Annotated in this window: 15 protein-coding genes and 1 tRNA gene; 11 read left to right on the forward strand and 5 right to left on the reverse strand. The window is 28.4% G+C overall.

Going from position 1 to position 18,952, the window contains the following annotated elements; genetic code table 11:
• Positions 1 to 2: 2 nt before the first annotated feature.
• The 4 genes from H6553_02200 to H6553_02215 are packed head-to-tail and all read left to right on the forward strand — an operon-like array spanning position 3 to position 5,459.
• Positions 3 to 980, forward strand: a complete 978-nt coding sequence (locus H6553_02200; GenBank protein MCB9032627.1) for a glycosyltransferase family 4 protein — start codon at positions 3 to 5, stop codon at positions 978 to 980.
• A 9-nt stretch (positions 981 to 989) separates the two neighbouring features.
• Positions 990 to 2,597, forward strand: coding sequence for a hypothetical protein (locus tag H6553_02205; protein ID MCB9032628.1), 1,608 nt, complete (start codon positions 990 to 992; stop codon positions 2,595 to 2,597).
• Positions 2,590 to 3,912, forward strand: coding sequence for a hypothetical protein (locus H6553_02210; protein ID MCB9032629.1), 1,323 nt, complete (start codon positions 2,590 to 2,592; stop codon positions 3,910 to 3,912). The genes H6553_02205 and H6553_02210 overlap by 8 nt, the downstream gene beginning before the upstream one ends.
• An 8-nt stretch (positions 3,913 to 3,920) precedes the next feature.
• A complete protein-coding gene (locus H6553_02215) occupies positions 3,921 to 5,459 on the forward strand; it encodes a hypothetical protein (protein ID MCB9032630.1) in 1,539 nt (512 codons plus the stop codon).
• A 47-nt stretch (positions 5,460 to 5,506) separates the two neighbouring features.
• Here the strand turns inward: H6553_02215 and H6553_02220 are convergent, their stop codons facing one another.
• The 4 genes from H6553_02220 to H6553_02235 form a co-directional block, all read right to left on the reverse strand.
• The gene (locus H6553_02220) at positions 5,507 to 6,103 is read right to left on the reverse strand and encodes a Crp/Fnr family transcriptional regulator (GenBank protein MCB9032631.1); all 597 of its coding nucleotides are present in this window, start codon (positions 6,101 to 6,103) and stop codon (positions 5,507 to 5,509) included.
• A gap of 40 nt (positions 6,104 to 6,143) precedes the next feature.
• Complete coding sequence (gene bcp, locus H6553_02225; protein MCB9032632.1) at positions 6,144 to 6,569, reverse strand: thioredoxin-dependent thiol peroxidase; 426 nt, start codon at positions 6,567 to 6,569, stop codon at positions 6,144 to 6,146.
• A 148-nt stretch (positions 6,570 to 6,717) separates the two neighbouring features.
• Positions 6,718 to 7,305 carry a hypothetical protein gene (locus tag H6553_02230; GenBank protein MCB9032633.1) on the reverse strand — a complete coding sequence of 196 codons (588 nt, stop codon included), beginning with the start codon at positions 7,303 to 7,305 and terminating at the stop codon, positions 6,718 to 6,720.
• A gap of 456 nt (positions 7,306 to 7,761) precedes the next feature.
• Positions 7,762 to 7,835: transfer RNA gene (locus tag H6553_02235), tRNA-Asn, on the reverse strand.
• 75 nt (positions 7,836 to 7,910) lie between these two features.
• Here H6553_02235 and H6553_02240 point away from each other — a divergent pair.
• The 5 genes from H6553_02240 (at position 7,911) to H6553_02260 (ending at position 14,654) form a co-directional block, all read left to right on the forward strand.
• A complete protein-coding gene (locus H6553_02240) occupies positions 7,911 to 8,834 on the forward strand; it encodes a sugar kinase (protein MCB9032634.1) in 924 nt (307 codons plus the stop codon).
• Between the two features lie 506 nt (positions 8,835 to 9,340).
• Positions 9,341 to 10,315: an IS110 family transposase gene (locus H6553_02245; GenBank protein ID MCB9032635.1), complete on the forward strand. Its 975-nt coding sequence runs from the start codon at positions 9,341 to 9,343 to the stop codon at positions 10,313 to 10,315.
• A 103-nt stretch (positions 10,316 to 10,418) separates the two neighbouring features.
• Positions 10,419 to 12,314 carry an asparagine synthase (glutamine-hydrolyzing) gene (gene asnB, locus H6553_02250; protein ID MCB9032636.1) on the forward strand — a complete coding sequence of 632 codons (1,896 nt, stop codon included), beginning with the start codon at positions 10,419 to 10,421 and terminating at the stop codon, positions 12,312 to 12,314.
• A gap of 53 nt (positions 12,315 to 12,367) precedes the next feature.
• Positions 12,368 to 13,477 carry a glycosyltransferase family 4 protein gene (locus tag H6553_02255; protein MCB9032637.1) on the forward strand — a complete coding sequence of 370 codons (1,110 nt, stop codon included), beginning with the start codon at positions 12,368 to 12,370 and terminating at the stop codon, positions 13,475 to 13,477.
• Between the two features lie 85 nt (positions 13,478 to 13,562).
• Entirely contained in the window at positions 13,563 to 14,654 is a 1,092-nt protein-coding gene (locus tag H6553_02260) for an undecaprenyl/decaprenyl-phosphate alpha-N-acetylglucosaminyl 1-phosphate transferase (protein MCB9032638.1), read from the forward strand.
• Positions 14,655 to 14,666: 12 nt separating this feature from the next.
• Here H6553_02260 and H6553_02265 read toward each other — a convergent pair whose 3' ends face one another.
• The gene (locus H6553_02265) at positions 14,667 to 16,082 is read right to left on the reverse strand and encodes a VWA domain-containing protein (protein ID MCB9032639.1); all 1,416 of its coding nucleotides are present in this window, start codon (positions 16,080 to 16,082) and stop codon (positions 14,667 to 14,669) included.
• Positions 16,083 to 16,260: 178 nt separating this feature from the next.
• Between H6553_02265 and H6553_02270 the strand changes: the two genes are divergently transcribed.
• Together H6553_02270 and H6553_02275 are read left to right on the forward strand one after the other, a co-directional pair.
• Positions 16,261 to 17,748: a hypothetical protein gene (locus H6553_02270; GenBank protein MCB9032640.1), complete on the forward strand. Its 1,488-nt coding sequence runs from the start codon at positions 16,261 to 16,263 to the stop codon at positions 17,746 to 17,748.
• Positions 17,749 to 17,885: 137 nt separating this feature from the next.
• Positions 17,886 to 18,926 (forward strand): hypothetical protein, encoded by a 1,041-nt coding sequence (locus H6553_02275; protein MCB9032641.1) that lies wholly within the window; start codon positions 17,886 to 17,888, stop codon positions 18,924 to 18,926.
• Positions 18,927 to 18,952 lie beyond the last annotated feature (26 nt).

Consider the following 18,952-nt stretch of genomic DNA (forward strand, 5'->3'; position numbering starts at 1 on the left):
AAATGAAAATTGGTATTTGGATTCCTAAATATTACGATACTAGTGTAAAGATTTATACAGAAAATATTATTCCGCATTTAAACGCATTAGGTGTAGAGTTTGTAGAAGTACGCAATAATGAAAATATTCCTGATGTAGATTTAATTTGGGATCCAAATTGTACTGGTGCTAAGTATCCAAATAGAAAAATATTTTCTAGTACTATTCCTTGGATTGTTACACTACATGGTGCTTCTAATTTTAGTTTGCCATTGTCTTATAATTACAGTACTTGGAAAGAAAAAATCATTGGTCTTTATAAAAATTTAAAAAGAAAAATTGCTTGGAGTATCTATAAAAATAAAGTAACTCAAATTATTACCGTATCGAAATATGCCAAAGAAGAAATTGTAGCACACTTAGATATCAATCCAAATAAAATTGTAGTTATTTATCATGGTTATGATGATGAATATTTCTTGCCTCGTAGTGGAGAAAAATTATATTTACTACATATTTCAATGTATCAAAAGAAAAAAAATGTAGATAGAATTATTAGTGCTTATCAAAAAATTAATTCACCAAGATTGCCTTTGAAAATTATTTGTCCAAACTATCCTACAACAATAAATGATATTAATATTGAATTGCAAACTGAAAAAATTGATACCAAAGCAGTTGCCAATTTAATGAAAGCATCGTATGGTTTTGTATTTCCGTCTATACACGAAAGTTTTGGAATGCCTTTAATAGAAGCTATGGCAAGTGGTACAGCAGTTATTACTAGTAACAATACTGCTTGCAGAGAAATTATAGATGACGCAGGAATTTTAATCAATCCGTTTGATGAAAATGAATTGCAATTAGCAATGGAACAACTACTGAATGATGAAGTTCTACGAAATAATTTAGTAGAAAAAGGTTTGGAGCGAGCTAAAGATTTTTCTTGGGAAAAATCGGCGAGATTACACTATGAGATTTTTAAACGAACAATTTCTTAAATTGCACTGATGAAGCAAAAAAACACCTTATTAATTGCTATTTTGCCTACTTTTTTTTTATGCTGTATTGGTTTAGTACTCTATACAAATCTCAATCAATACATGGATATTATATTTTGGGACGAAGCCAATTATTTAGTACGAAGTAACTTTTTTTGGCATCATATTCCAAGAACTTGGGGACCAACATATTCTTTTTGGTATAAATTATTGAGTTATATACAGCATGATAAAATTAGTTTGTATTATTTCAATTATGCTTTGCTTGGAATTATCAATCCAATTTTATGTTATTGGATTTTATTACGATTAAAAGTAAATTCGTTTTTTGCTTTTTTTATTAGCTTGCTTTTTTTATTGCATCCGTTAAATGTAGAAACTTGGCCACGAATTTCGCACTACTGTGTAATGGTTGTTTTTATAAGTATTCTTTTAAGTACTTATGTTAAAGACAATATTATAAAGGCAGTTATTTTTTGTTTGTGCTTTTTATTTTTGGCATTTGCACGACCTGAATTTTATCTTACTTTTTTAATGAGTTTAGTATTGCTGATTGCTGTGCTTATTAAAACAAAAAAAACGACTACTAAGTATAGTTGGAGTGCTTTGGCGTTTTTATTTGTCTGTTTTTTAGTAAGCTATAAAATATTTAAAACACCTTTTAATAATGGCGACAGTGGAAGAAGTATCGGTGTCTTTTATCAGCATTTTGCATGGAATTATACAGAATGGACAAATAGCAATGCTATATTTTGGTTAGACTTTTACACGATTATATATCAAGTGTTTGGTGATAAAATAGACTTGTTGAGTATTATACAAAATGACAATGGATTGTTTTGGAAGCATATTTTTTCAAACTTGATTGCTGGTATAAAACAAATATTTTTAATAGTAGTTGGCTTGTTTTTTCCTATAAAAGCCATTCATTATAAACTTATTTTATTTATAAGTAGCACTTTAATTCTTTTTCTAGCTTGGTTCAAAAAAGAAAATCAATTTAAATTAAATTTCAATTTTATAAAACAACATTTTATACTGTTTTTGTTTATTACAATAAGCATTATACCGCCACTTTTTTTCAGCGTTTATGCTTATCCAAGAAAACATTATTTATATTTACTATTTCCATTTGTTGTAATTGTAATTGCATTTTTATTACATACTATTCAACTAAAAAAGAGTTTAATTTGGATAACTGTCTTATTTATTTTTGCAATGTTTTTTCCACTCAAAGCAAAAAATTATGACTACTTTAATCTATTTAGAAAAGAGAAGTCAATGTGTAATTTAGCTACATTACAATATATACAGCAACATTATGGTACTTCAGACAGTATTCGTGTTTTTGATGTAGAAGGTAATATTTCATCTTTATTATCTAATAATTTTAGCAATGTACAATTTAAACCATATCAAGACACAACAGTATTGATAAGCAATTTTATTCAAGAACAGCAACCAGATATAATTTATGTAACGCCTACATTATTATCATTAAATATTGCTAAAGAAGATACACTTTTGTCAAAAATTTGTTTAAATCCAGCACCATTTGGCTATATTCCTAAAAAAACTGGTAATTTCGAGTCGTATATTCTAATTAAAAATGAGTAGAACTGTTACATTTCCTTTTAATACCATTTTATACACTCGCGACCAAAAGATGTATGAAGCAAAAGTAGTACTACTATTTATCTATTCTTTAGTTTTAAACAGTAATATATTGTTGCAGTTTCAAGAATCTTCTGGAGTAATTGGAGCGTTAATGATGTTAATGTTTCCTTTCGTAATGCTGCTTTCTGGTATTTATTTTTTTGATATTATTCTTATAAAGAAGCGAGTTAACTTTTTTGATATCATTATTTTATATCTATTAGTTGTTCCTGTATATAATTCATTTGCTTTGTATTATGCATTTGACTATCCAATTATGAAGGCACTGTTTAATTCTTTTGGTAAAGCTTTCATTGTATCTAATTGTCTTATGTATTTTTTAGTTAGAACAAATAAAATCACTTTAAAGCAAAGTTTTACAGCAGCATTGTTGTTATGTTGGTTTAGCTTCCTTTTATACATGTATTTACAGTTAACTACAAATCCTGCTAATTATAAAGATTCTGAAGGACTAGTTGGTTATAATCCATCTAAAGGAGGTTATATATATAGGTTTTCTAGTGCTTATTTAGTGCTAGGAATGGTCTATTATTTTGTTAACTTCCTACTAAAAGATAGTATTACTTCTCTATTATTATGGCTAGTACTTATTGCATATCAATTATTCTTTGATAAAGGACGAGCAGAGTTAATTTCAATGTTAATTCCATTAGTGCTTTTTATGTTTATTCGATTGAAATGGCATCAAATAATTAAAAAACTATTTCAAATAATTATTGTGGTTGGTATAATGTTTTTAATTGTTTATTGGATTGATCCTAGTTTGCTTGTGTTTGTAAATGATATGTTTGTTGTATTCTTTAAATTTTTCTTAGGACAAGATACTGGTGAAGCATCTGCTGACTCTAGGTGGTTACAAATGGCAGAAGTTTATGATTATTATTTGAAACATCCAAATATTATCTTTTTTGGTGTAGGTGTGCCAAAAGAAGAAACCATGTTGCTTGAAGTAGGAAAAGTGAGTCTAAATGATATTGGTATTGTAGGTGTTTTGTTTTCTCAGGGCATAATTGGTACTGTTTATAATTTAGTAGTATATTTATTTCCTGCTTATGTTTTTTTTAAAGTCAAACATTATAAGTACGATTTAATGTTTAATGTTGGTCTTTTAGGTTGTGTTGTTACTTTTATTCAGATGATATTTAGTGGAGGTGCTATATATGCTCCATTTGGAATTGTCTATTTTTTAATGTTTATTGAGTATTATAGAGTAAAGGAAAAATTATATTGGAAGAACCTAGCATTGAAAAAATGAAAAGAATTATGAAAAAAATATTAAAAATATTTATAATAATCTGTTTGTTTTTTTATGGATGCTCTAACTTAATTAAAATAGCTTCTAAAAAAAATACTAAAACTATTACTCCAAATACAACAGTTAGCAATGGCAATAGTCAGTTAATAGAACTTAATATAAATGAAAAAATTAAAAACAAAATTAATAGCAATATTTTAGGTGTAAACACTGGTTTTACATTTAAAGAACCTATAGAACAAAATAATGACTTTCTTTACTTTTATAAACAACTCAATCCAAGAGTAGTACGATTTCCTGGTGGTACTATTGGCAATTATTATCATCCAAATAAATACGGTTATGGTTTTACTCAGAAAGTGGTATTAACCAGTAGAAATTTTGGACCACTTTCTAAATTGCAAATAGAAAAGAAACCAGATATACTAAATGCATTTATTACACTTTGTAAAGCAAATAATGCTAGTGCCATTTATGTAGTGAATGTTTATGATGAAGGCACACCTGAAGAAATGATTTATGTTATTAATAAATTGAAAGAAAATAACATTAAAGTACTTGGTGTAGAACTAGGTAACGAACTTAATTTAGTTGGACATAGAAACGAATATCCAGATGCTAAAACATATGCCAATAGCATAAGACCTTTTGCGGAAGCTGCTCATAAATTTTTTCCTGATGTACCTGTTGGTGTTATTACTGAAGGTCCTTTTAATGCCGCAGAGATTAAAACACAAAGAGGTAAGTTTTTTCATCAATGGAATTTAGATTTAGCGAAAGAAGATTTTTTTGATGCTTTTGTTCTGCATTCTTATACTAGATGTGATGACTGTTTAAAGAATAGCAATTTCGATTTACTATTTGAAACAACCAATGAAACTCAAATTAATTTTTTAAATACTTATTTCGAAAATATTACTACATATTATAAAAACATTATTGGTAGTGATAAAAAAATTTGGATGACAGAATGCAATGTAGGAAAATGGCAAGTATTTTTTGAAAACACACAATATCAAGCTAATTACGAAATGAAGTTTCTTATTAGGTTGATAAAAAGCAATATAACAAGTACTGATTTTATTGATATTATGAATTGGCATTTTATTGGTGCTAATGGTTTAATTTTTGGGTCCAAAGGTCAAGTAATGGAAAGAGAAACTAGAGGAAACTTTAGAACAAGTTCAGAATATTTTCCGTTTTATTATATGAGTAAAGCAATAGACAAAGAAGCATATGCCATTGAAAGTAATTTTACAAATAATGATTTAGCTGATTTCTTAGTAGTAGAAAATAGTAAAGGAGAAAAGTATTTACTTTTTGTAAATAGCAATGCTTACGAACTACAACTCAATATTAATAGTAATTGGAAAGCAAAAAACATAGATTATTTATACAGCGACTATATTTATAGCATTGGCGGATTTACTTACTTTACAAAAAATTATCCTAGTAAAATTAACAGTATAAAGTATGATAACAAGGATATAAATTCAAAAAATATTATTATTCCAAAATACAGTACAGGAATAATTGAGTTAGAATGAAACAACTCCAACCAATGACAAATTTCTAATGACCAATGACTATAAAGCTATTTTTTATATATTCTTTTTCTTATTCTACTTAACGATACTGGAGTAACACCAATAAATGAAGCAATATATTGTAGTGGAACACTATTCAATAAATCTGGTTGTGTTTCTACCAAATTTCTATATCTTTCTTCTGGTGTATCTACTAAAAAAGAAGACAGCTGATTGTGCAACATCATAATATAATGCTCACCAATAGCTCTGCCTAAATGTTCAAACTTATGATGCTCTGCAAACAAGTCTTTCATCTTTAAATAATCAATTACAAAGAGTAAACTATCTTCTAGTGCTTGTATGCTTTGTGTGCCAGGTTTGTTTTCTGTAATACTTTCTAGACTTGCTAATACGCCATTCTTAAAAACAAAATAAGCTGTTTTTTCATTGTCTTCTTTAATATAAAAATATCTAAAACTGCCTTCTAATACAAAAGCAATTTTAAAAGTAGTTAAGCCAGCTTTAGTAAAATATTCTCCTTTCTTTAATGGCTTCACTTCCGAAATCTCCATCACTTTCATCCATTCTTCTATGGTTAAATCAGGCAACTTGTAGTGTCCTACAAAACCATCAGCTAAAGTCATTAAATCGGCTAACTCCATTCTTAGTACAAGATAAAAAAAATATGTGTAACAACAGTAACTATGCTAATTCGTCTAGTACTTGTTGTGTAGCATTTTTAGTATCTACCTTTTTTATAACTTTTATAATTTTTCCTGTAGTATCTATAATAAAGGTAGTTCTAAAAATACCTTCGTACTCTTTGCCATACATTTTTTTCAATCCCCAAACGCCGTAAGCATTTGCAATTTTTTTATCGGTATCTGCTACCAAATGAAAAGGCAACTCGTATTTAGTTTTAAATTTATCATGTTTTTCTTCAGCGTCTGGACTAACGCCTATTACTTGATATCCTTTTTTTGTAAGCGACTCGTAGTTATCTCTAAAGCTACAAGCTTCTGCAGTACAACCTGGTGTATCATCTTTTGGATAGAAATATAAAATAGTAGTGGCTTTACTAAAATCTACACCTTTTACTTTGGGTGCTTTTTTCCCTTCTTCTAACATAACTTTTGTTTTGATTACAAGATAACAGATTTCGCTTAAAAAAGAAAGTCGCCTGCTACTATACAGGCGACTTTCAGGTTGAGTTTAAAAAGGATGAGTATGTTATACTTTTACTACTAACTAATAACTATTATTGAATGAATGTTTTTTAATATCCTGTTATAATTGAATTCATTTGATATTTTACATTATATATAGTTAGATCTCCAGCTAGTACAATAGAATTTTCTCTAAATTTTAACCAAAAATATTTATTCCCATTTGTTGTTGATTTTCTAAATACAATGAACTTATCTTGATTAACTATACCATACATGCCGTAAGGATGCAAAAGAATTGTAGCTCCAAACAAATAAATTCCACTCGCAGGAATATTTATCCAATTATAATTAGAAGTATCACTAAATGTCACATTTGCATTATAGTAGATAGCATTTGTGCCTTGTATAAATTCATATGTATGAATATTAGTAAGCGGTAATATATTTATAGATGATTGAGGTGTAGTTAATCCATCTGTTGTTGTTGTCATTGAAATCAAGATAGAATCTCCATCAACATATATTATTTTTTCTTTAGAATAAAATGATTGTAAATTAGTACCCTTAGTTGGTAAGGTTAAGTTAATGGCGATAGTATTTGAAGGTGTTACTGTTCCTCCACCACCAGTTGGAATACAGCTACTTACTAGGATTATTGTAGTAATTACTATTAAAATGTTTAGTATTTTTTTCATATTTTTTTAAAGTTTATAATTATTTAATTTTTCTATTCTGTTACTAAACTTGTTAATGGTGTAAAACCTATCACAAATTTGTACAAAGTTTCTTAATCATTTTATTACAAATAAGTGCTTTTGTCAAAAAAAAACCGTAGCTTAAATCTTAAATTTATAAGTGTATATTCTTTTAGATAAGATAAAATAAGGCAGTTAAAAAAATACAAAAATCTACTATTGTCAATAAAATATAAAAATATTGACATTTCTTAATTTTGCTATATGTAGTTTACCTTATTTTTATTTATAATTATTTGTGTGAAATTTACATATTAAAATGCACTCCATTCTAATATGATTTTGATTAAAAAAGAAAGTTATCTGCTAATCATGATAAATAGAAAAAGGTAGAGATATTTTAAAAAATATCTCAAACAAAAAAAGCTGCCTTTTCAGACAGCTTTTCCATTGTTGCGCTTCCTCTTGGGCTCGAACCAAGGACCTATTGATTAACAGTCAACCGCTCTAACCGACTGAGCTAAGGAAGCTTTTTTAATTAATGGACTGCAAATGTAGGGTTTTAAAAATAAATATGCAATATTTGTGGTAAAAAAATTTTAAAAATGAGTTTATTAACTGTAGGAACTGTTGCTTTTGATGCTATTGAAACGCCTTTTGGCAAAACCGACCGTATTACTGGTGGTTCAGGAAACTATATTTGTCATGCTGCTGGACACTTTACCAGTAATATGCAACTAGTAAGTGTTGTTGGTGATGACTTTTCTCAAAACGAACTAAATTATCTTAAAAGTATTGGTACAGACATTAGTGGTGTACAAATTATGGAAGGTCAAAAATCTTTCTTTTGGAGTGGTAAATATCACCACGATTTGAATAAAAGAGATACACTGGTGACTGATTTAAATGTTTTAGCAGATTTCAATCCTATTTTGCCAAAAAATTTTCAAACTCCAGAATTTTTAATTTTAGGAAACATTGATCCAAGCTTACAAATAAAAGTAATTGAGCAATTAAAAGAAAAACCAAAGTTAATTGCTATGGATACGATGAACTTTTGGATGGATATTGCTCTAGAACCACTACAAAAAGTACTTGGTATGGTCGATTTACTAATTGTAAACGATGAAGAAGCACGGCAATTAAGCAATGAATATTCTTTGGTGAAAGCAGCTGAGAAAATTAGAGCAATGGGACCAAAGTATTTAATCATTAAAAAAGGAGAACATGGTGCATTGTTGTTTCATGAGAATAAAGTGTTTTTTGCTCCAGCACTACCTTTAGAAGAAGTTTTTGATCCAACTGGTGCTGGTGATACTTTTGCTGGTGGATTTATGGGTTATTTATCTGCCACTAAAGATTTATCTTTCCAAAATATGAAAAGAGCAGTTATTTTTGGTTCAGCTATGGCTTCTTTTTGTGTAGAAAAATTTGGACCACAACGATTAAAAGAAGTTACCAAACAAGAAATAGACGAGCGAGTTCAAGTATTTATTGAATTAGTAGACTTTGATATTATTTTAGAATAAATTAAAATGAATGACCTTCAATATTTTTTAATAAACCGTCATCCTATGTTTGTATAAATAATTAAATTAGTAGAAATTATTAACAGGAAAAGTAAAGGGTAAAGAGTAAGATTTTAGTTTGTCATTAGTCAAAAAGACCGTTCGCAATGTTAATCCCTTTACCCATCCTATGTTTGTATAAATAATTAAATTAGTAGAAATTATTAACAGGAAAAGTAAAGGGTAAAGAGTAAGATTTTAGTTTGTCATTAGTCAAAAAGACCGTTCGCAATGTTAATCCCTTTACCCATCCTATGTTTGTATAAATAATTAAATTAGTAGAAATTATTAACAGGAAAAGTAAAGGGTAAAGAGTAAGATTTTAGTTTGTCATTAGTCAAAAAGACCGTTCGCAATGTTAATCCCTTTACCCATTACTACAAAAACTTGAACAGAACATTAAGCATAAAGCTTGTATTAAGGATAGATAAGTTAGTGTAGTATTACTTTTCACAAAAAACAATATTATGAGTAAAGTTATAGGAATTGACATTAGTAAACAAACATTTGATGTAGCATTATTAGACAGCAAAACTAGTAAATGGCAACATCATGTATTAGAAAACAACAAACTTGGATTTAAAAAGTTATGTAAGTTTATTTCAGAACAGAGTCATGTTGTAATGGAAGCAAGTGGCAGTTATTATCTACAATTAGCTTTGTATTTAGAAATGAATAATATAAAAGTAAGTGTAGTAAATCCTTTGGTTATAAGAAGATACAGTCAAATGAAACTTCAAAGAGCAAAGACAGATAAGAAAGACGCACAAACCATAGCAATGTATGGTATAGAACAAAATCCAGAGTTATGGCAATCTCAAGATAAAGAAGTAATGGAGTTAAAACAACTATATTCCACAATAGAGTTATTAAGTAAACAAGTAAGTCAGACACAACATCAGTTAGAAGCACATACGAGCAGTGGTATACTAAGTTCATCATTAAAGCAAGAACTAAATCAACATATAAAAACCCTAAAAAGAAGAAAAGAAAAATTAGAAACAAGATTTAGATTATTATCAGAACAAACATACGGAGACACTCTAGAGCGTTTAGCAACAATACCAGGTATAGGTAAAAAAACAGCCGTCATGTTAACTGTAATTACCAATAATTTTAAAAAATTTGATAATTATAGACAGTTAATTGCATATGTAGGACTAAGTCCGAGAAAGTATGAATCAGGAACAAGTGTGCGAGGCAGAGGACATATTTGTAAAATGGGACAATCGCAAATAAGGAAGTTATTGTATATGTGTAGTTGGTCAGCCAAGAAACTAAATAAAGCATGTATAGCAATGTATGAAAGATTAATTGCCAAAGGCAAAGCAGAAAGAGTAGTAAAAATAGCAATAGCTAATAAGTTATTAAAACAAGCCTTTGCAATAGCAAAAAATAAAGAAGTATATAATGAAAATTTTATGCAAAAAGTTTGTTTTTAAGCACAGAACATTGCGAATTTTTTGAGGAACGAAAAAATGTGGCAATCTCAGTTTGAAGAAGCATAAAACAAGTTTTAAGATTAATTGCCTAATTTAGAATAATATGTGTGGCATTGCTGGATACTTTTCTAATCAATCTAAAAATATTAGTGATACTGTATTAGAAACAGTAGCACAAACTTTGCATAGAAGAGGTCCAGACTTTCAAAAAGTACAACGAAACAATAATGGTGCATTAATTCATGCACGATTATCTATTATCGATACTTCTTCTAATGCCAATCAACCTTTTACAGATGCAAGTGGAAGATATACCATTGTTTTTAATGGAGAAATTTTTAATTTCCATCAACTAAAAGAACAATTAAAAGATAAAAATATTCACTACACTTCAACTTCCGATACTGAAGTATTATTGTACTACTATATTTATTATGGAAAAGAGTGTTTAAATCAACTCAACGGATTTTTTGCTTTTGCTATTTACGATAATATAGAACAGGAATTGTTTGTAGCAGTAGATAGATATAGTATTAAACCATTATACTATACTTTTATAGATAATGTCTTTTACTTTGGTTCTGAGTTAAAAGCGTTAATGGCTTTCCCAATTCCAAGAAATATGAATTGGTCGGCACTAAGTTTATATTTTCAACTGAACTATATTCCAGATCAACAATCTGTATTTGATAATATATATAAATTAACACCAGGCCATTGCTTGACGATTAAAAGCAATACCATTAAGAAAGAACAATGGTATCAAATAGATGTAGCAACTGCTACCAAAAAATATCATCATTTAAGCTATGAACAACAGCAACAATCATTTTACAATTTATTAGAAGATGCTGTTCGATTGCGATTAATGGCTGATGTTCCATTAGGTGCTTTTTTAAGTGGAGGAATTGATTCTTCTGTAATGGTAGCACTAGCAAAAAATCACACACAACATTTAAATACTTTTTCTATTGGATTTAAAGACAGCAGTTTTTTTGATGAAACAGAATATGCCAATTTGGTTGCGAATCACTTCAAAACCAATCATACTGTTTTTAAATTGAGTAACGATGATTTACTAGAAAGCTTATATGATGTTTTAGATTATACTGATGAACCTTTTGCCGATTCTTCTGCTTTATTGGTTAACTTACTATCAAAATATACTAGACAACATGTTACCGTTGCTCTTTCTGGCGATGGTGGCGACGAATTATTTGCTGGATATAATAAACACTATGGCGAATGGCAAATGCGAAATGGTGGTTGGAAAAGTCAGGCAGTATATCGTCTTAAAAACTTGTGGCAGCTACTACCAAAATCAAGAAGCGGTGGCTTTACTAATAAAATTCGTCAACTAGAAAGATTTGCTGATGGTATGGATTTATCAAAGCAAGATAGATATTGGCAATGGTGTTGTTTTAATTCCATAGAAGCAGTAAACGAATTGCTAAAAGGCAAAACTGATACCGTACTAAAATCAGTATTAGATACCAAGCAACAGTTTACCAAATTTATTAGCAACGATGGCACACTCAACGATAATTTACTAGCAGATGTGAACTTGGTTTTACCTTACGATATGTTGGTAAAAGTAGATAGAATGAGTATGCGTAACAGCTTAGAAGTAAGAAGTCCGTTTTTAGATTATAGAGTAGTAGAATTTGCTTTTGGTATTCCAGTAGAAAGCAAAATCAATCAACAAATGAAAAAGAAAATTGTACAAGATTCGTTTCGTAGTATTTTGCCTAAAGAATTATACAACAGACCAAAGAGTGGTTTTGAAGTACCATTATTACAGTGGTTTAGAACAGATTTGAAAGATTATATTTTTAATGAAGTGTTGAATGATGGTTTTATAATAGAACAAAATATATTTGATATTAACATCATTAAACAATATAAACAACAATTACTATCTAATAATCCAGCAGATGTACATGCAAAAATCTGGGCATTAATTGTATTTCAAAATTTCTATAAAAAGTATGTTTTATGATAAAACTTTGTCAAAGCTCTAAACTTTAACAAAGTTCAATTAACTTCGCACCAATGGCGTTAAAAATTGGTGTAGTAGCAAACACAGCTTTTAATATTTACAATTACAGATTGGGTTTAATGCGTTTTTTAAAAGCACAAGGTCATACTGTTTATGCCATTGCTCCAACTGATGATTATACGACATTAATAGAACAACAAGGTTTTGAGTGTATTGCTGTTAAACATTTAAGCAGAAAAGGAACTAATCCAATTAATGACATTCGTTTACTATTCGAGTTAAAATCAATCTATAAAAAATTGCAATTAGATGTAGTTTTACAATATACTATAAAACCAAATATTTATGGTACGCTGGCAAGCAAGTTATCTAATACCAAAGCTATTTGTACTATAACTGGCTTAGGATATACTTTTTTAAATAAAGGATTGGCTGCTTCGGTTGCTAAAAAATTATATCAAGTGGCCTTACAATATGCTCATAAAGTCGTTTTTCAAAATACAACAGACAAAGAATTATTTATTCAACTCAACTTAGTAGATAAAAACAAAACAGCTATTGTAAATGGTTCTGGAATTGATACCGATTTTTTTAATCCAGATTATTGCTCTTCAATAGAAAAAAAGAACAATCAGTTTGCTTTTTTAATGGTTGCCAGATTATTGAAAGACAAAGGCATTTACGAATATATTGCAGCAGCTAAATTCATTCAGCAAAAATACAAGCAAGCTATTTTTTATTTGATTGGTGATATAGACGAAGACAATCCATCGAGTATAACTGAAGTTGAATTAAATGAATGGATTAATAATAAAACGATTTCGTATTTAGGTTATCAAAAAGACATCAGACCATATTATTGTATGGCAGATGTTGTGGTATTGCCATCGTATAGAGAAGGAATGCCAAGAGTAGTTTTAGAAGCATTGGCAATGCAAATTCCAGTCATAACTACCAATGCTCCAGGTTGTAATGATGCCATTGACGACACTTGTGGCATAAAAGTTGATGTAAAAGACATAGAATCGCTACAAAATGCTATGAAAAAAATGTTACAACTAGATGAAACTAAATTAATGCAAATGCGTATAAGCTCAAGGCAAAGAGCGATTAATGTATATTCAGAAAAAATTATATGTGAATTTTATCAGTCGGTGCTTTAAAACTTTACCAATGTTAAGGTTATTTTAATAAAATTTCATAAATTTACATTGAGAAAAAGGGATGATTCATAATACTGCATTTTTAATGTTTTGTGCTACACTTACTGCGTTTGTGTTAACTTATATGTTTATTCCATCTATAATAAAAGTAGCAGAAATAAAACATCTGTTTGATACACCTGACGAAAGAAAATCACATCAAGAAGTAATTCCTACATTAGGTGGTATTGGTATTTTTAGTGGATTTTTAATTTCCTTTTGTTTGTTTGCACATTTTGGTCCAGGAAACAACATACAGTATGTAGTTGCTGCCTTGTGTTTTATGTTTATGCTAGGAGCAAAAGACGATATTGTAGAACTCGTTCCATATAAAAAATTTATAGGTCAGATTTTTGCAGCAGCCATTATTGTTTTTGTAGGCAATATTCGTATTACAAGTATGTATGGTTTGTTTGATATTTCAATGATAGATTATATTCCAAGCGTGATTTTATCAATGCTTACAATTATATTTATTATTAATGCATTTAATCTAATAGATGGTATAAACTTACTAGCTGGTGGTGTTGGCATTATTGTTTCGGTGGCTTTTGGTGTTTGGTTTCATTTTTATGGATTTATAGAATATGCTGTTTTGTGTGCAGCAATGGCTGGTGCTGTTTTAGCTTTCTTAAAGTATAACTATACGCCTGCCAAAATTTTTATGGGCGATTCTGGTAGTTTGTCACTAGGATTATTATCGGCTGTACTAGCAATACAATTTATAGAGCATAATGAAGTAGTACTTAAAAGTGCAAGTAGTGTTGGTATGCCAATGGTGTCGTCTCCAGCAATGGCAATAGCAGTATTAATTATTCCAGTATTCGATACGCTAAGAGTATTTACATTGCGATTAATCAATAAGAAATCGCCATTTAGTGCAGATAGAAATCATGTACATCACAGGTTAATAGATTTAGGATTAACACATATACAAGCATCATATATTTTATTTGCTGTTAATATATTTTTTATAGCAGTAGCTTACTATTTACAACCAATAGGCAACTTGTACTTATTAATAGTGTTATTTGTTTTAGCCATGTTACTAATGACCGTTTTAAACTTACTATATGCTAAAAAAGCAGGCATGTTTAGCAATCCTAATAAAAAATTTAGTTTTAGAAGTTTCTTTTAAATAGCAATTATTCTATTTCTTTTTCTTGATATCGTACGACATACTTTTGTTGCTTTTCTGCATAAATTTTACTTCGTCTATGCTCATATTTTCAGCATCATCTAAGTTAGTACCGTAGTCTTCATTTACTTTTTGTAATTTTTGTAATTCAGATGATTTTTGAAGCAAGAAACCATTTTGCTTTAAGTATAAGTTATTTTCTTCAATATATTTTTTAGCTTGATTATAGTTGCCATTATCTGCTTCTTGTATTGCTAATTCTAGTTTTTCATTAGCTTCAAATAATATAATTTGCTCTTGAATTTTTTCAATATACGCTTGTTCATATATTTTAACATCGTCTGTAAATTGTTGTGTAATACTTAAATTAATATTTTCATTTTTATACGAAGATGCATCATCGTAGTTTAGTGCAGTTTTAAACTCTAGTGATTTGCCAGCTTCGTTTTTAACTCGATATTTTATTAGAACACCTTTTTGTTCTTCAGAAAAAACATCTCTAAAATTAATATCTATAGTATTGTTACTAAAATTATATTTGTAACCATATACTTTAACAAGTTCTACATTTGTAGGCAACTCAATTTTTAAATTAGCATTTTGTGCTACAACAGACATCAAACCTTTTAGCTCTTTCTCAAAAATACTCGGAATTTTATCTGGCGAATCAATGAAGTAATAATTTCCAGCACCAAATTCAGCCATTGCAGTCATTAAGTCTTCATTGTAATCGTTTCCAACACCAAATGTAGAAATAGAAATACCATCTTCTGTATTCTTCTTTTGTACTATTTTTTGAATTTCAGTTGGGTCAGTAATTCCTTGATTGGCTAATCCATCAGACAAAATTAAAACTCTATTTACATAACCTGTTTTATAATTAGCTTTAACTTGGGTATAACCTTGTAACATTCCACCAGTTAAATTCGTAGAACCTCTGTCGGTAATTTGGTTAATCTTATTGATGATTAATTGTTTGTTTTCTACTTTAATTGCTTCTTGTAAAACCTCCACTTGGTCATCATAAATAATAATAGAAAGAATATCATCTTTAGACATATTATTAACAACAAACTTAGCTGCTTCTTTTACATATTTAATTTTATCGCCACTCATAGATCCACTTCTGTCTATTACCAAAGAAATATTTAAAGGCAGTCGCTCTACCTTTTCATTCTTAAACTCATCAGCTTGTACTTCTACATACAAATAACCATTTCTAATATTTGGAGTGAAGAAGTCGTTAGACAAACCTGCTTTAAGTGTGATTGCACCGTTTTTGGTTGTAGCAAAATTCTTTCCTTTATACAATTTGTTATCTATTACTTTCTCTTCTGGAGAAGTAGTATTTTCGGTAGTTTCTGCTTGAGCACTACTACATAACAATGCAACAGTTAAGAAAGAGAAATAATATGCCAATCGTTTCATGCTTTAATTTTTATGAAAAATGATATAAAAAAGTGATAACCGCAATAGCATTAACTTTTATTGAGTATTAATAAGATTGTTTTAAGATTTATTACTTAAAATTGGTTAATTAGAACGATTTTATTATATAAATATAAATTTTGTAGCTTTATTTATATTTTAATGGACTAATTAAAGAATGAAAAAGATAGAAGAAATATATCAAATCATTGATAGTATGACAGCTTCAGAGAAAGCATATATTTCTAAATTTTTACTTAAGAGTAATAAAGATTCTGATTATTTGAAATTATTTAATTTTTTATGTAAAAATAAAAAGGTTAGCGAAGCACAGATTAAAAGTCAATTTCCCGATTCTAAATTAACCAAATATCTTTCTGCCTCATTGGGTTATTTGCACCATCAAATACTAGAAACACTGGCTCCGTTAGAAATAAAGAAAGATAAAAAAAATCAAATATGGCAAGAACTTAATTTTATTTATTTTTTGAATCAAAGAGGATTATATCTACAATCCAAAAAACAATTAAGCACACTTAAAAAGGTACTAGAAAATAACGAACAATATGAAGCATTGTTATTGTTATTGCAGATTGAAATTGATATGATTCCTTATCTCAAGAAATCGTTAGATGAAAAACAAGCACTTATTCAAGAAAGAATAAATGTAAATCAAAAAATATTATATGAAAATAAAGCAATCTTATATGTAAGTACTTCAGAAAATTTGGTATACGAGTTTGGAGTGTCTTCTAGAAGTGAAACGCTAAGCAAAATTAATATACTTAAAAATAAACTAGATGATTTAAAAAATAACAATGAGCTTTCTTTAAAAGCAAAATACTATTTATATCATGCTTATAGTAATGTTGCTATTGTTGAAAAAAAATATCTTCAAGCATTTGATTATCTACAAATACTAGTAGATGATTATGATAAAAAAACACATTTAAAGAAAATAAATTTAGAACAATATATAAAACTAATATGTAATTATGCCAATAGATTAAGTAGTGCAGATGCATTTAATTACATTAGTAAACTAGATAAATTATTTCAACAAACGCAAAAACTAGAACAGAGTAATAAATCAAAGAAAAAACTTTTTGAAGACTTTTACGCTACTTATTTTCATGTTAAATATGGATATTATTTATATGATAATGATTTTTTAAAAGCATATTCAGAACTATTGCAGTCTTTAAAATATAAATCAACAATAAACAAGAATAAGGCACTGTATATTCTTAGATACTATGATTATGCATGTGCCTCTTTTTATATAGGTAAATACGACGATGTATTGCAAATTACCAATGCTATCTTAAATCACGAGAATAGAAATGTATTTCCAGATGTATTAACATTTACCAAAATATTGCAACTATTGGTTTGGTACGAAAAAAAAGAACATGAAATTCTTTTAAATCATTACGAATCAATACGAAATCATTTAAAGTTAGCTAATTTTGATATAACATTTGAAAAAGAATTTATTAGAATAATATATAAATTACATGCAGAATCTAATAAAAAACTAAAACAAAAACTACTACAAGAATTCAAACGAAAGATGTTTACATTAGAAAAAAACTATCCAAGTATTACTATGTTCTTTAAAACCTTTTGGTGGATTGATAAAGAATTAAGTGCTCTGAAAATTTAATTTTTTATAGTGTAATTTAAAGATAATCAGTTAGTTAAATATTAAAATTCTTCTTCAGAAACTTTAAAATAGCAGTTATTTTGTCCTGAAAAAAGCTAGTCTTTATATTAAGTTTGGTGATATTAAAATAGTTTATTATGAGAAAATGTCAACTTAATTTATTAGTAATTTTATTATTACTTAGTTTTTCTACCTTTGCACAAGGTATTTATACAGTAAACAATACTGTAGGTTTAACAGCAGATTTTAACAATTTGCAAGATGCTATTAACAGTGTTCCAGACAACTCTATTTTGTTACTTCATGGCTCTGCTAATTCTTATGGCGATATTGAAGTACGAAAACCATTGTCTATTATTGGTACAGGTTATTTTATTGGAAATAATGCAGCACCATACACACAAGCTAACTTAGCAACTGCTAAAATAGATAAACTTAATCTAGATGCTGGTTCTGCTGGTACTTTGGTTAGTGGTTTAACTTTAACCAATAGATTAACTATAGATTCTACTGCAAATATTATTTTTAGTAGAAACTATATAGCAATATCTTCATCTGCAAACATTAATAGATCTTCTAATATTTCTATCATTCAAAACTATACTAATTCTTATTTTTTGTTAGACTATGCGAGTGTTACATTTAGCAATAATATTTTTGCCAATAGCGTATATAATGATGTAAGTAATAATTCAAATGCTGTATTTACCAATAATATATTTGATAGATCTAACAATTCTTATAATGTATTAAATATTACATCAGGAGGTACTGCCAATTTTAGTAATAACATATTAATAAATAGCTATACAGGTACTACAGCAGCAAGAACAATTTGTGGTAATTGCGGTACTGCTTTAGTGGCAAATAATAATGTATCGTCAGACAGTACTTTTAGAGGTTCTAATAATGCTATCATCAATCAACCAATAGAAACTATTTTTTCATTATACAATAGTTCTAGTGCATCTCAAGACTCTAGATATACTTTAACTACAGGTTCTCCAGCTATTGGTGCTGGTGTTGGCGGAATTGATGCAGGAATTTTTGCTGGTTCAAATCCTTATGTGTTATCTGGTATTCCTTTTATTCCACATATTTACGGTTTAGAAGTTCCAAATATTGGTACTACAGGAAATGGTTTAAAAGTGCGAGTAAAAGCACAAACTAATAACTAATAATTTATTTCATAATTTAAAATATT

Source organism: Chitinophagales bacterium, assembly GCA_020636535.1.
Lineage (GTDB): Bacteria > Bacteroidota > Bacteroidia > Chitinophagales > JADIYW01 > JADJSS01.